At 58.3% G+C, this 13,636-nt stretch carries 15 protein-coding genes; 10 read left to right on the top strand and 5 right to left on the bottom strand.

The window, feature by feature from the left end:
* Positions 1 to 184 precede the first annotated feature (184 nt).
* Positions 185 to 1,885, top strand: coding sequence for an NAD+ synthase (locus tag EPD60_RS09790; protein ID WP_131449257.1), 1,701 nt, complete (start codon positions 185 to 187; stop codon positions 1,883 to 1,885).
* Between the two features lie 182 nt (positions 1,886 to 2,067).
* Here the strand turns inward: EPD60_RS09790 and EPD60_RS09795 are convergent, their stop codons facing one another.
* Both EPD60_RS09795 and EPD60_RS09800 read right to left on the bottom strand, forming a co-directional pair.
* A complete protein-coding gene (locus EPD60_RS09795; protein ID WP_131449259.1) occupies positions 2,068 to 2,907 on the bottom strand; it encodes a hypothetical protein in 840 nt (279 codons plus the stop codon).
* Position 2,908: 1 nt separating this feature from the next.
* Positions 2,909 to 3,406 (bottom strand): hypothetical protein, encoded by a 498-nt coding sequence (locus EPD60_RS09800; RefSeq protein ID WP_131449261.1) that lies wholly within the window; start codon positions 3,404 to 3,406, stop codon positions 2,909 to 2,911.
* A gap of 114 nt (positions 3,407 to 3,520) precedes the next feature.
* Between EPD60_RS09800 and EPD60_RS09805 the strand changes: the two genes are divergently transcribed.
* From EPD60_RS09805 to EPD60_RS09830, 6 genes are all read left to right on the top strand, one after another.
* Positions 3,521 to 4,522 (top strand): AAA family ATPase, encoded by a 1,002-nt coding sequence (locus tag EPD60_RS09805; RefSeq protein ID WP_131449263.1) that lies wholly within the window; start codon positions 3,521 to 3,523, stop codon positions 4,520 to 4,522.
* Between the two features lie 109 nt (positions 4,523 to 4,631).
* On the top strand, positions 4,632 to 5,507 hold the full coding sequence (locus tag EPD60_RS09810) for a DUF58 domain-containing protein (protein ID WP_131449265.1): 876 nt from the start codon (positions 4,632 to 4,634) through the stop codon (positions 5,505 to 5,507).
* Positions 5,504 to 6,370 carry a BatD family protein gene (locus EPD60_RS09815; RefSeq protein ID WP_131449267.1) on the top strand — a complete coding sequence of 289 codons (867 nt, stop codon included), beginning with the start codon at positions 5,504 to 5,506 and terminating at the stop codon, positions 6,368 to 6,370. The genes EPD60_RS09810 and EPD60_RS09815 overlap by 4 nt, the downstream gene beginning before the upstream one ends.
* Positions 6,370 to 7,362: a VWA domain-containing protein gene (locus tag EPD60_RS09820; protein ID WP_131449269.1), complete on the top strand. Its 993-nt coding sequence runs from the start codon at positions 6,370 to 6,372 to the stop codon at positions 7,360 to 7,362. Before EPD60_RS09815 ends, EPD60_RS09820 begins: the two co-directional genes overlap by 1 nt.
* Positions 7,363 to 7,364: 2 nt before the next feature.
* Positions 7,365 to 8,297 carry a ribosome small subunit-dependent GTPase A gene (gene rsgA / locus EPD60_RS09825; protein WP_131449271.1) on the top strand — a complete coding sequence of 311 codons (933 nt, stop codon included), beginning with the start codon at positions 7,365 to 7,367 and terminating at the stop codon, positions 8,295 to 8,297.
* Positions 8,298 to 8,574: 277 nt separating this feature from the next.
* Positions 8,575 to 9,849, top strand: a complete 1,275-nt coding sequence (locus EPD60_RS09830; RefSeq protein ID WP_131449273.1) for an OmpA family protein — start codon at positions 8,575 to 8,577, stop codon at positions 9,847 to 9,849.
* A gap of 119 nt (positions 9,850 to 9,968) precedes the next feature.
* On the opposite strand, the gene EPD60_RS09835 is transcribed toward EPD60_RS09830, so the two are convergent.
* The 3 genes from EPD60_RS09835 to EPD60_RS09840 all read right to left on the bottom strand — a co-directional run bounded on the left by EPD60_RS09835 (position 9,969) and on the right by EPD60_RS09840 (position 11,273).
* Positions 9,969 to 10,292, bottom strand: coding sequence for a hypothetical protein (locus EPD60_RS09835; protein WP_131449275.1), 324 nt, complete (start codon positions 10,290 to 10,292; stop codon positions 9,969 to 9,971).
* A 104-nt stretch (positions 10,293 to 10,396) separates the two neighbouring features.
* Positions 10,397 to 10,570 (bottom strand): hypothetical protein, encoded by a 174-nt coding sequence (locus EPD60_RS16970; RefSeq protein WP_165871497.1) that lies wholly within the window; start codon positions 10,568 to 10,570, stop codon positions 10,397 to 10,399.
* A gap of 136 nt (positions 10,571 to 10,706) precedes the next feature.
* Positions 10,707 to 11,273 carry a gamma carbonic anhydrase family protein gene (locus EPD60_RS09840; RefSeq protein ID WP_131449277.1) on the bottom strand — a complete coding sequence of 189 codons (567 nt, stop codon included), beginning with the start codon at positions 11,271 to 11,273 and terminating at the stop codon, positions 10,707 to 10,709.
* A 142-nt stretch (positions 11,274 to 11,415) separates the two neighbouring features.
* On the opposite strand from EPD60_RS09840, the gene EPD60_RS09845 reads away from it, so the two are divergent.
* The 3 genes from EPD60_RS09845 to EPD60_RS09855 all read left to right on the top strand — a co-directional run bounded on the left by EPD60_RS09845 (position 11,416) and on the right by EPD60_RS09855 (position 13,630).
* Positions 11,416 to 12,588, top strand: coding sequence for an aspartate aminotransferase family protein (locus EPD60_RS09845; RefSeq protein ID WP_131449279.1), 1,173 nt, complete (start codon positions 11,416 to 11,418; stop codon positions 12,586 to 12,588).
* 89 nt (positions 12,589 to 12,677) lie between these two features.
* On the top strand, positions 12,678 to 13,328 hold the full coding sequence (locus EPD60_RS09850; protein ID WP_131449281.1) for a hypothetical protein: 651 nt from the start codon (positions 12,678 to 12,680) through the stop codon (positions 13,326 to 13,328).
* Positions 13,325 to 13,630 (top strand): winged helix-turn-helix domain-containing protein, encoded by a 306-nt coding sequence (locus EPD60_RS09855; RefSeq protein ID WP_243647800.1) that lies wholly within the window; start codon positions 13,325 to 13,327, stop codon positions 13,628 to 13,630. The genes EPD60_RS09850 and EPD60_RS09855 overlap by 4 nt, the downstream gene beginning before the upstream one ends.
* Positions 13,631 to 13,636: the final 6 nt, after the last annotated feature.

A 13,636-nucleotide genomic window follows, 5' to 3' on the forward strand; every position in this document is an offset into this window, starting at 1 on the left:
GAGGCCTGTAACGAAGTGGAAGGCCGAAGCAATCCCCCGCGGTGCACACTGCCTTTGTTTGGCGCAATAGAGCAGTGCCATAGAACAGGGGATTGCTTCGCTACGCTCGCAATGACGGCATTGATGGCAGGTGTAACGGCGTTGAGGATTACCAATTAACCAATAGACGAATAGACCAATAGACATGAAGATTTTTCTCGCACAACAGAACTACCATATCGGCAACTTCGAAGCTAACGTGGCCCGCATCCTCGACGGCATCGACCGCGGGCGGGCCGCCGGCGCCGAGCTGGTGGTATTTTCGGAGCTCTGCATCTGTGGCTACCCGCCGCGCGACTTCCTCGACTTCGCCGATTTTATCCGCGAATGCTACGCCGCCCTCGACCGCATCAAGGCCCATGCGCCGGAGATCGGGGTGCTGGTAGGCGCGCCGGCACGCAACCCGCAGAAAGAAGGCAAGGAGCTCTTCAACGCGTCCTACCTGCTTTATGGCGGCGAAGTAAAAGCCGAGATCCACAAGACCCTGCTGCCCACCTACGATGTGTTTGACGAGAACCGCTACTTCGAGCCGGCTTTCCGGTGGCGCTGCGTCGACTTCAAAGGAAAGAAACTGGCCGTGACCATCTGCGAGGATATCTGGAACCTGGGCGATAACCCGCTCTACCGCGTGACGCCGATGGAGCACCTCATAAAAGAAGGTCCCGATGTGATGATCAACCTATCTGCTTCCCCCTACAACTACGCCGCCGACACGGTGCGCCGCTCCATCGTGGAAGCGCATACCGCCAAGTACGGCATCCCGATGCTCTATTGCAACACCGTGGGCGCGCAGACGGAGATCGTGTTCGACGGCGGTTCGCTGGTATACGATATCAACGCGCAGCTGGTGAAGGAGATGGCCTACTTCCGCGAAGACTACGCCCTCTTCGACCTGGAGGAGCTGACACGCAAAAAAGAAGTTCCGGCGGCGGATCACAAATACTATTATTCCGCCACGCAGGTGGGGCGTGACACCGACACGCTCGTTTACCTCACCGATGATAAGAATATCCAGGAGATCCACGATGCGCTCATCCTGGGCATCCGCGATTACTTTGGTAAAATGGGTTTCGGCAAGGCCACGCTGGGTGCTTCCGGCGGTATCGATTCGGCCGTGGTGCAGGCGCTGGCGGTGGAAGCTTTGGGCAAAGACGCCGTGCACGTGCTGCTGCTTCCCTCGCCCTATTCGTCCGATCACTCGGTAGACGATGCCGTGAAGCTGAGTGAAAACCTCGGCAACCGGCACGATATCGTGCACATTGAAAAGGTATACAATGCGCTACTCGAAACACTGAAGCCGCTCTTCGGCGACCTTCCATTCAACATTGCCGAGGAAAACCTGCAAAGCCGCACGCGCGGCAACCTGCTGATGGGGCTCGCCAACAAGTTTGGTTACATCCTGCTCAATACATCGAACAAAAGCGAGCTGGCAACCGGCTACGGCACGCTCTATGGTGATATGGCCGGCGGCCTCGGCGTACTCGGCGATCTGTACAAGATGCAGGTCTATGCCCTCGCCCGCTACATCAACCGGGAGCGGGAGATCATTCCCAACAATATTCTCGTCAAAGCGCCATCAGCGGAACTGCGTCCCGGCCAAAAGGACTCCGATTCGCTTCCCGATTACGAAGTGCTTGACCGCATCCTGTACCAATACATCGAGCTGTCGCAAGGGCCGCAGGAGATCGTGGCCCAGGGCTATGACGAAGCCCTCGTAACCCGTATCCTCCGCATGGTGAACCGCAACGAATACAAGCGCAACCAGTTCTGTCCCATCATCCGCGTGTCGTCGAAGGCTTTTGGTGTGGGAAGAAGACTGCCGATCGTGGCTAAGTACCTCGGGTAAGAAGGAATTGAAGAAAAAGAAGAGTTTTTCACCGCGAAGAAAGGAAGTTGAATAAGCGTCACGCTAAGGAATACAATTGAAAAGGTCCCGCTATCGGCGGGCCCTTTTACATAACAGCTTAGCGTATCAACTTCTTTTTTTATTCTCTTCGCGGTGAAAAACTCTTTTTCACCTTCTAAACCTTACAACCGGTACCGGACAAGTTTCGCCGAAGAAACCAGGCCTGTGGAATCTGCCGCATTCATTTCGATGAGGCCGATGTTTCCGGCAAAGTAAAAGTCGACCTGTCCTTCCACGTCGGGAATGGTCAGCGGCAGCTGGCCCGCGCTCGCGCCGGCAAGGCCGATCTTCGGTTTGCCCTGAACGCGCTGCACATTGGTGTAATTAGTGCCCAGTACGCTGTAGCTGATATCCTTTCCAAGATAGGTGTACTCGATGCCGGCAAAGAGACGCAGGTTGACCGTTGTGGTGCCCTGGGTAAACGGTACGTTGACCGTCACCAGGGTGTCGAGCCAGGTGGTGCCGGCGCCCTGGCCAGCCTTGAGGATGGTGGCGTAAAAGGTATTGGGAATATTGATCCCGGCGCCCGGCACGGGCAGCAGCGAGTCAAGGGCCGGCTGCAGCAGCGCGCGGAGCGTGTCGGGGTTCAGCCCGAACTGCGATAGGGGCAGCGCCAGCTTGTATTCCTGGTTGGCGCAGCTATACATGATACCGCCGTTGAAGGCTGCAAAGCCACCTACGCGGCTAAATGTCTGCCCGTTGACTACGGTATCGGTACCGAGATGGATGATGCCGGTGCTCGTGTCGGTGCCGTCGAGCAGGTAGGTGAATTCCGAGGAGTCGCAAAGCGGCAGGAAGGTACACGACACGCAGCGGCGGTTGGCGGGCAGGGCAGGGTTGCCGTTGCCGCTCCCGGGCACCGTCGCAAGGCCTTCGGTGCTGATCTCTTTCTGGCAACTAACAATAAGCAGGACCAGGAGGACGGCCGACGCCAGGGCAGCGATTCTTTTCTTCAGGGCCATGTCAGTGGTGATTGAGGTTGATGATTACAGAGCCGTTCACCGGCTGCGGGAATTGAGGGAGGCTAAGTACGGTGTCGCGGGCCACCATCAGCGCGGTGTCGTTGAGCAGGTGCACCTTGAAGCGGCCCGAGAACCCGAAAAAGGCGGCGCCCGAAAGGTCGATGCTTTGCTCGTTGTTGGCAAAAGCCCAGGTAAAAGGACGCTTTTGCGGCAAGGTGTCACAGCGCAGGGTACTGTCGTTGGCACTGCCGGAGCCGTCGCCATTAAACGTATAGGTGTTGTCGAGGGCGCAGGCCGGAAGCGTGCCGGTGGGCAGCACATTGTCGGTGGTGCCGTCGCGGTCGAAGTCGATGCCCGCGTCGCGGAAATACCAGGTGCGGGCGCTCAGGCGGGCGGTCTGCCCCGAATCGGCGCCTGGCACCGAACTGCTCTTGGAGCAGGCAAGCAGCAATAAAGCAAGACCCAGGGTGGTGAAAAGGTGGTGGCGGTGTGGTGTCATGGAAGGTTAAAGATAATAATTTAGGCCCGCTCGGCGCGGGTTTGCGCCCTTCCGGCCCTTCACGGTCCGGGTGCGGCCCCTTATTTGCTGAGTGCCCCTTCGTAATTTGGCACCATGGTACAAACCCAGGAAGAGATCCGGCAGCTCAATGAGCGCATCGCGTACACCGGCCGCTTTGTCGGCACCCTTCGCCAGGAGGTGGGCAAGGTCATTATCGGCCAGCCCTATATGCTCGACCGCCTGCTGATCGGCATGCTGGCCAACGGCCACGTGCTGCTCGAAGGCGTTCCCGGTCTGGCAAAGACCCTTACCATCAAGTCGCTGGCCCAGGCCATCCACGCCCAGTTCAGCCGCATCCAGTTCACCCCCGACCTGCTGCCCGCCGACGTGATCGGCACCATGATCTACAACCAGCAGCGGGCCGACTTCGTGGTGCGGAAAGGCCCGATCTTCGCCAACCTCATCCTGGCCGATGAGATCAACCGCGCCCCCGCCAAGGTGCAGAGCGCCTTGCTGGAAGCCATGCAGGAGCGGCAGGTGACGATCGGCGACCACACCTACAAGCTCGAAGAGCCCTTCCTGGTGCTGGCAACCCAAAACCCGCTGGAGCAGGAGGGTACCTACCCGCTGCCGGAAGCACAGGTAGACCGCTTCATCATGAAGGTGATCGTCGGCTATCCTACCCGCGAGGAGGAGCAGCTCATCATCCGCCAGCAGGTAACCGGCTCGCGTCCGCCCGAGGTGCAGCCCGTGGTGGCGATGCAGGAAGTGATCGAGGCACGCAAGCTGGTACGCCAGATCTACCTCGACGAAAAAGTGGAGCAATATATCCTCGACATCGTCTTCGCCACCCGCGACCCCAAGGCCGTTGGCATCCAGAGCCTCGACGGGCTTATTTCCTACGGCTCCTCGCCGCGCGGGTCCATCAACCTGGCCATCGCCGCCAAGGCACAGGCCTTCCTCAACGGCCGCGGCTACGTGGTGCCGGAAGACGTTCGCTCCATTTGCCCCGACGTGCTCCGCCACCGCATCGGCATCACCTATGAAGCGGAAGCCGAAAACATTACTTCCGAAATGGTGATCGAGCAGATCCTCAAAACCGTTCCTTTGCCTTAGGCTGCGGCTCCCCTCAGCCTGACAAGGCTTGGGCTTCGCTTGGCCTGACATTGTCGTCCTGAGCTTGCCGAAGGACCAATTAACGAATAGACGAATTAACTAATCAACGTTGCTGACGACAGCCGACATACTCAAAAAGGTCCGCGCCCTGGAGATCAAAAGCAAGAAGCTTTCCTCAGATCTTTTTACGGGTGAATACCACAGTGCCTTCAAGGGACGCGGAATGTCGTTCAAGGAAGTGCGCGAATATGCGCCGGGCGATGATGTGCGTTTTATCGACTGGAACGTGTCGGCGCGCTTCGGCCATACCTTCAGCAAGTTGTTTGAAGAAGAGCGCGAGCTGACGGTGATGCTGTTGATCGATGTGAGCGCTTCGTCGCTCTTTGGCTCGGTGAATGCGTCGAAGCGCGAGATCGCCACCGAGATCGCGGCGGTGCTGGCCTTTTCGGCCATCAACAACGGCGACAAGGTGGGCGCTATCCTCTACAGCGACCGCATTGAGAAATTCATCCCGCCCAAGAAGGGCCGCGACCAGGTGCTCTTCCTCGTGCGGCAGTTGCTTACTATCGAGCCGAAGGGGCGCGCCACGGAGCTCGATAAGGCACTGCGTTATTTCAACAACACGCGTCGCCAGAGCAGCATCTCCTTTGTGCTGAGCGATTTTCTCGACACCGGTTACGAAGACGCCCTGCGCGTGGTGGCCCGCCGCCATGATGTAGTCGGCATCAAGCTCTACGACCGCCTCGACCAGCAGTTGCCCAAGGCGGGGCTGCTGGAGGTGGAAGACCTCGAAACAGGCCGCCGCCAGCTGGTGGACACCAACAATTCTTTTGTGCGCTATCAATACGAGCAGGAATTTTTCCGTGTCACCGAATACGCCAACACCGTTTTTCGTAAAGCCGGCAGCGACCTGCTGCACCTGCGCACCGACGAAGATTACGTTAAGGTGCTGCAGCGTTTCTTCATCAGCCGCGTCCGCCCATGATCCGCTACCTGCTCCTGCTTATATCGTCCTTGTTCTTCCTGGCCGCTTCGGCGCAGGCGCCGCAGTTTTCTGCCAGCGTCGATAAAAACCGGATCCTGATCGGCGAGCCCTTGCAGCTCGATCTGAAGCTTACCGGTCCGCAGTTGCCGCCGCACGGGGTGACGGTCGACAGCCTGCCTTTTTTCGAGATACTCGAGCAGCGCAGCGATACGCTCCGCGAAGCCGGTAACTATATCGTTCGCCTTCAGCTGAAGATCACGAGCTGGGACAGCGGCCGCCGCGTTATCCCACCGATCATCTATGAAGGCAGCACGGCGTCGAAGCCCATACCGATATCGGTTGTGTTTTCTTCGCCTTTCGATCCGAAGCAGCCTTATCATGATGAAAAGGATATCCTGGATATCACACCGCAGGCACAGAGCACCTGGCAATGGTACCTCGTGCTGGCGCTTGTGATCCTGCTGCTGGTGCTGCTGCTTTTCCCGAAGAAAAAAGGCGATGCGCCGGTGGCGGTGAAGCTGGATGTGAATTATTATAAGAAAGTGCTGCAGCAGCTCGGCGCCCTTCAGGAAGACCGCGACCGGCGCGCCGAGCCCCGGCTGTTTTATACCGACCTGGTGCAGATCTTCCGGCAGTATATCTACAAGCGCAAGGGATACTATTCGGATGCCGACACATCGTCCGACCTGGTAGCGCGCCTTGGCGGCTGGCGGGTGCCCGCGGGCCTTCAGGGCGACCTGCGCCGCGCACTGGAAAATGCCGACCTGGCGAAGTTTGCCAAGTATCGCCCCGGTGCCGCGCAGATGGACGAAGACATACAAACCCTAAAAAAGGCGGTGATCGCCATCGAGGAGAATAGCTGATGTTGTACGATTGGCTGCAACAGGTACGATTTGCGCACGTGTGGGTGCTGCCCTTCCTGGGGCTGCTGCCGGTGCTCGCCTACCTGTGGGTGCGCGGCCAGCGCACGCGCCGCGCCGCCTTCCAGGTATCTACCGCCGCCCTGTTTACCGTACGCTCGGGGCGCCAGCGCTGGCTCTTCCTGCTGCCGCTGCTGCGCCTGCTTGCAGGCGCCGGGCTCGTGCTCGCGCTTGCCCGCCCGCAGGTGAGCGACGTACAGAAAAAGAACAAGGGCGAAGGCATCGCCATCGTACTGTGCATCGACGTGAGCGGATCGATGATGACGCCCGACTTCGTACCCAACCGCCTGGCGGTGGCCAAGGAGGTGGCTGCTGATTTCGTGCGGGCCCGCCAGGTCGACCAGATCGGGCTCGTAGTGTTTTCCGGGGAGGCGTTTACGCAGGCGCCGATCTCCACCGACTACGAATCGCTGCTCGAGCAGATCCGTTCCATTCGAAGCGATATGCTGCAGCCGGGCACGCTCATCGGAGAGGGACTGGCCACCTCGGTGGCGCGTCTTGCCGATGTGCCCGCGAAAAGCAAGGTGGTGGTGCTGCTCACCGACGGCCGCGAGGAAGCGCCGCCCACACGCATCATCGACCCCGAGACCGCATTGGGTATCGCCCGCGCCAAAGGCGTGAAGGTGTACACGATCGGCATGGCCTCGGATCGCTTTGCGGCCTACACCGAAGGTGGTGGCAAGGGCAACGTCCAGGTAGATGAACAGCTCTTGCAGCGGATCGCGCAGTCGACGGGCGGCGCCTACTTCCGCGCCAAGGACAAGGGCAGCCTGCAGGGCGTGTATGCGCGGATCAACCAGCTGGAGCGCTCCAACGTTCAGGTGGTGACCAAAACACGCTACCACGAAGAGTTTCATTGGTTTGTTGCCGCGGCCGCGCTGTTTTTGCTGCTTGAGCTGCTGCTGCGCTATACATTATTCCGTACTTTGCCCTGATCATGGAAGGCCTGGTGTATAAATCGACGGGAAGCTGGTATTCGGTAAAAGACACCGAAGGACGGTGGTGGAACGCACGTATCAAGGGCACGTTCCGGCAGGACGGGCTGACGTCAACCAACCCCCTCGCGGTGGGCGACATTGTCGATATTGTTTCCGAATACGAAGGTGAGAACACGGCCACCATCACCGGCATCCATGAGCGCCGCAATTATATCAACCGCCTGTCGCCGAAAGGCCGCCACCAGCAGCACATTGTGGCCGCCAACCTCGATCAGTCGCTGCTTATCGCCACGCTCCGCGACCCCCGTACTTCTACGGGATTCATCGACCGCTTTCTTGTTACCTGCGAAATGTACCACGTGCCGGCCATCCTGCTGTTCAACAAGGCCGACCTGTACCGCGACAAGGAGTGGGACCTCTATGCCGAACTGGAAGAGATCTATACCAATGTCGGTTACCAGGTGCAGCTCGTATCACTGCTCGAAGGCAAGGGCATTGAAGAAGTATCGCAGCTGCTGCACCATAAGACGACGCTCGTGAGCGGACACAGCGGCGTGGGTAAATCATCTTTTATTAACCGCATTCTGCCGGGTAAAGGCATCAAGACGCAGGATGTAAGCGGCTGGAGCGGCAAAGGGCAACACACCACGACCTTTGCGGAGATGTATGACCTTCCGTCAGCCGAAGGCGGGCGCATAATCGATACCCCCGGTCTTAAGGAGTTTGGCCTGGTAAACATCTCGAAGTCCGAGTTGAGCGGGTATTTCCCGGAGATGCGCGAGCGGCTCAACGGCTGCCAGTTCAATAACTGTCTTCACATGAACGAGCCGGGCTGCGCCATTAAGGAAGCCGTCCGTAACGGGGAAATATCCGAGGAGCGCTATGTGAATTACGCGACCATTCTCGATACCATCGACGAGAAGAAGTATTGAGGAGCCCGGCTGTTTCCGCTCATCCTTTCGGTTTTCCTTCCTGAATGCAGGCCGCAGTACGTTTCATCCGGCAGACTTCCGGCACGTGCTCGTCGGCACTTGCCAGAATGGGCCGGCACAGTAAGCGAACCGCAGGGTTTATGGCATTCCCCATCAGTATATTTATTTTTTGAAACGCGCGCACCCTGTCTGGCAATAATTTAAATTTAATAAGCTCCATACCCGTTGAAAACGTTTATCCTGCCCGGTTATTTTTTCTTCACCTAAAACCTGTTTTATGGCTTTCAACCTGCTGGATTCGGTACGTTCGCTTTTCAACCATGAAGTTGTAAGTAAAGTAGCCCCGTCGCTTGGCGAAAGCGAAGGTGGAGTAGGTAAGGCGCTCGCTGCGATCATTCCTTTGCTCTTTGGTGGCGTACTGTCGCGCGTGCATGCCGGCGAGGCTGCTTCGATGCTTGACGTTTCGCGAAACGTTGCGGCGGGCGGTCCGGCGAATGCGCTCCGGGGCCTTGCCACGGGCGATACGCAGTCGCTCATTTCCCGGGGCACCGACCTGGTGCGTAACCTGTTTGGCACGCACCACGACGCCGTTGGCAGCGTCGTGGCCCGGCACGCCGGTGTCCATGAAAATTCGGCCCGTTCGCTGTTGGCGCTGGCTGCGCCCGTTGCCTTGGGAAGACTGGGCGAGCACGCCGAAGAAAATCATATGCGCGTGCCGGAATTTTCTTCCTTCCTGGAAAGCCAGCGGGTACATATAGAACAGGCATTGCCTTCGGGCCTGAGCCTGTCGGCCATCCCGGGACTAAGCGGTCTTACCGCCCGCGATGCCAGCGTAACGGGTGTGCCGGTGGAACGCACCCACCGGACCGTATCCGATTCCGGCAGGGTGACACCGGAGCACAAGCCCGGCGGATCGAAATGGTTACTGCCCGTAATCATCATCCTGGCGATCCTCGCACTACTGTATCTGTTCAGCAGGGGGTGCAACCGGCGGGACACGGATACGAATACGGGGAACACAACGATGACTACGCCGGTACCTGTCCAGACCGATACCAGCACGATACGGACGCCGGGCGCGGGCGCGCGCACGTATACAAAAGTGCGGCTGGCTAATGGTACGGAGCTGAACGCTTATGCCGGCGGAGTGGAAGAGCAACTGGTCAACTGCATCAACGATGCTTCCTGCAAAGCAGGAAAGGACAAATGGTTTGATTTCGACAACATCAATTTCGAGGTGGGAAGCGCAAGGCTTACGCCTGAAAGCCGCGACCAGGTCAATAATATTGTTGCAATTCTGAACGCCTATCCCGCTGTTCGGATCAAGGTCGGTGGTTACACGGATAAAACGGGTAACGATGCCGCAAACAAAAAGCTTAGCCAGGAGCGGGCCGACGCGGTGATGAACGCGATCAGGTCAGCGGGTGGAAAAGCGGGGCAACTTACCGGCGCGGAAGGCTATGGTTCCGAATTCGCAAAGGTACCCGCAACAGCCTCCGATGAGGAACGCAAGAAAGACCGCCGTATTGCCTTGCAGCTTAACAGCAAATAACCGCAGGCGTGACGGGAAAGGCATTGTGAACGACATGCTATCACGACAGATCCCGGCAGCCAGCCGGGATCTGTCGTTTTCAATATGTGCTTTGCAATCCCGGGGCGCGGGGCGAAACCTCAGTTCCGCAGGTCCACCGACATCAGCTTTCCTTCCAGCACCGACGCCAGTTCCACCACGGCCTCGTTGGCGCGCTTGGAAGCTTCGTGCAATTGTGTTGGAAAAAGTGAGATGCCGTTGTAGATGCTGTAGCAAAGCGTCAGCAGGTGCTTGCCGAATGAAAAGCTCCAGTTGATGGAGTCGAATTCGTCTTCCTTGCGCGAAAAATCCACGTTCAGGTCGGTGGAAAGAATGTCGGCAACGAGGTAGAAACGTTTAAGGCCGCCATCATCGTCGATTACGGCTTCGGTGCATCCGAGTGCATTTCGTAGGGTCAGACTCATGTGAAACGGTTTAGTATAGGTAAGACGCCTTTGTGACGTCAATCGCTGCATCCGTCGCAAACTTTGTGCCTCGCCACTGCCATGACCGGGGCGCTGTGGATAAATTACTGCTGCACCCGGTATTTGGGGGTTTTCTTCGGCGGCTCGCTCAGGAGCTTCTCCGCGCCCACGTTGCGTCCATCGCTCGGGCACCCTTCCTTATTCTTCTTGAAAACACTGCACGAAGCAGTAAAGCCCACCAGGGCAATCAGAACGGCAATGCGGGTAACGTTTTTCATAAGACGGCGTTTAGACAACCCTAAGTTCGGGATAATTCCCCAAACAGGATGTCGGATCTCAGGTGTCAGAGCTCAGATCGCAGTATGATGATTGCAAAATATTGACAACGATCACTTTACAGGTAACTGCCAAACTCTAGATCGGAGATCCGAGATCTAAGATCTGAGATTCTCCTCCCGCTTCGTTCACCGCGTCGAACCAGCGCGCATAACGTCCGTAATTCTGCGCGATGCGGTGGATTTCGCCCGACAGCAGCTCCTCGGGCAGCGCTTTTACTTTTTTTGCCGGAACACCCGCGTAGATGGAGCCGCCCTCGCAGACGGAGTTCTCAAGCACCACGGCGCCCGCCGCGATGATGGTGTTGGAATGCACCACGGCGTTGTCCATAACGATGGCGCCCATCCCGATCAGCACGTGGTTGTGGATGGTGCAGCCGTGAACGATGGCGTTGTGCCCGATGGAAACGTCGTCGCCCACCAGCACCTTCGTTTTCTGGTAAGTGGCGTGGATGACGGCGCCATCCTGCACGTTCACCCGGTCGCCGAGGCGGATGCTGTTCACGTCGCCGCGGATCACCGCATTGAACCATACGCTGCAGCCTTCACCCATCATCACATCACCCACTATGGTGCAGTTGGGCGCGATGAAGCAGTTGGGGCCCCAGGCGGGGAATTTATCTTCTACAGGGAGGAGCAGAGCCATAAGAATATCGAGTAACGAATGTTGAATATCGGATAACGAATATCGATAAATGCCGGTTGCGGCGGTCAGACAGATTGGGTCCGGTTGCGAAACACCCGATATTCTGCGGTTCGATGTTCGGTATTCGGTATTTCTTTGCGCTATGAATCTCCGCCAGCTTTTCCTGCAGCACGTAGCCCAGACCTCCACCGCACCGCTTGCCCTTGAGATCGTGAAGGCGGAAGGCTGCACGCTTTACGATGCTTCGGGCCGGGAATACATCGACCTGATCGGGGGTATTTCGGTGGCCAACGTGGGGCACCGCCATCCCGCGGTGCTGGAGGCGGTGCGCGCCCAGCTCGACGCTTACCTGCACGTGATGGTGTACGGCGAATTCGTGCAAAGCCCGCAGGTGCGCTATGCAGAAGCGCTTGTGCAGACATTGCCGGCGCCGCTCCGCTCGGTGTATTTTACCAACTCGGGCGCCGAAGCGGTGGAGGGCGCCATGAAGCTGGCCAAGCGCGTCACCGGGCGCACCGGAATCATTGCATTCCAGAACTCCTACCATGGCTCCACCCAGGGCGCACTCAGCATCATCGGCTCCGAATACTGGCGCAACGCCTACCGGCCTTTGCTGCCCGGCGTGCAGCACCTGGTATACAACGACTTTGCCTCCATCGACCGTATTACTACGGATACCGCCTGCGTCGTTGCCGAAACGGTACAGGCCGAAGCGGGCGTGCTGCCTCCGTCGCGGGAGTGGCTGCAGGCCCTGCGTGCGCGCTGCACGCAAACAGGCACCCTGCTCGTGCTCGACGAGATCCAGGCGGGCTTTGGCCGCACCGGACGGCTCTGGGGCTTTGAGCACTTTGATGTTGTGCCCGACGTGCTGCTGCTGGGCAAAGCCCTCGGCGGCGGTATGCCCCTCGGTGCCTTTGTGGCCTCCAAAGAGCTGATGGATCATTTCACGGATGGCCCGGTGCTTGGGCATATCACCACCTTCGGCGGGCACCCGGTGTGTTGCGCGGCCGGCCTTGCCGCCTTCAGCGCGCTTCAATCGGAAGGCATGATAACGGATGTGGCCCGAAAGGCGGAACTATTCCGTACACTTCTCGTGCATCCCGCCATCCGGTCCGTAGCGCACTTCGGGTTGTGGATGGCCGTGCGTTTCGAATCCTTCGATGTGTGCAAGGCCGTCATCGACCGCTGCATTGCGCGCGGCGTGCTCTCCGACTGGTTTCTCTTCGCTTCGGACTGCCTGCGTATTTCGCCGCCGCTGACCATCAGCGAAGCAGAGATCGAAGCCGCGGCAACCATAATTCTCGAATCGATCTGAGCAAGCACCGGGCGATCCGAAAATTTTTTTCGGGACCGGTGAGCGGGAATTGAATAAATGAGTTTACTTTGTATCGCAAAGTGCTTTTTATGAATGAGCAAACGCAATCCCTCGAGACCTTGCAGGACATCCGCCGGATGATGAACCGGTCGAGCCGCTTCTTATCGCTGAGCGGGCTGAGCGGCATTGCGGCCGGCATCTGGGGCCTTGCCGGCAGCTGGGCCGCCGGGCGCCGCATCGGTGCTTATTATGATGACTATACCCGGGGCGGCTACACCAACCACGACTTTGCCGAGCTGAAGCTGCACCTGATGGTGCTGGCAGCGATCGTGCTGGTGCTCGCGGTTGCTTCGGCCTTTTTCTTCACCTGGCGCCGCGCACGCCGCCAGCGTCTCCCGCTGTGGGACCGCACCTCGCGCACCCTGGCCATCAATATGCTGATACCGCTGGTAACCGGCGGCCTGCTGATCCTCTCCCTGCTCATGGGTTATAACGACTGGCGCTTTGTTGCTCCGCTCAGTCTCATCTTCTATGGCCTTGCGCTGGTGAATGGAAGCAAATACACCGTTAACGACATCCGCTACCTGGGTGTGCTTGAGATCCTGCTTGGCCTCATTGCAACGCGCTATGTAGGCTACGGCCTGTATTTCTGGGCCATCGGTTTCGGCGTGCTGCACATCATCTGGGGCTTTTTTATGTGGTGGAAGAATGAGCGCGGGGAGGCGCCGGAAAAAGCGTGAGCCAGAAAAACCCCATAGCAGGCCTCAACAAACTGTTCGACAACCGCATCCGCCTTGGCGTCATGAGCATTCTTGCCGCCAACGAGGAGGTAAGCTTCAACGACCTGAAGCAGATGCTGGAAGTAACGGACGGCAACCTGGCCACGCACCTCGTGAACCTGGAGGAGAACAGCCTCATTAAGGTGCACAAGGGCTTTATCGGGCGCAAGACCAACACCACGTATTCCATCACCCGTGCCGGCGAAAAGGCCTTCAACGACCATATCCAGGCACTCGAACGCATGATCCGGGGTACCAAGTAATTTTTT

It is taken from the genome of Flaviaestuariibacter flavus, assembly GCF_004337505.1.
Classification (GTDB): Bacteria; Bacteroidota; Bacteroidia; order Chitinophagales; family Chitinophagaceae; genus Flavisolibacter; species Flavisolibacter flavus.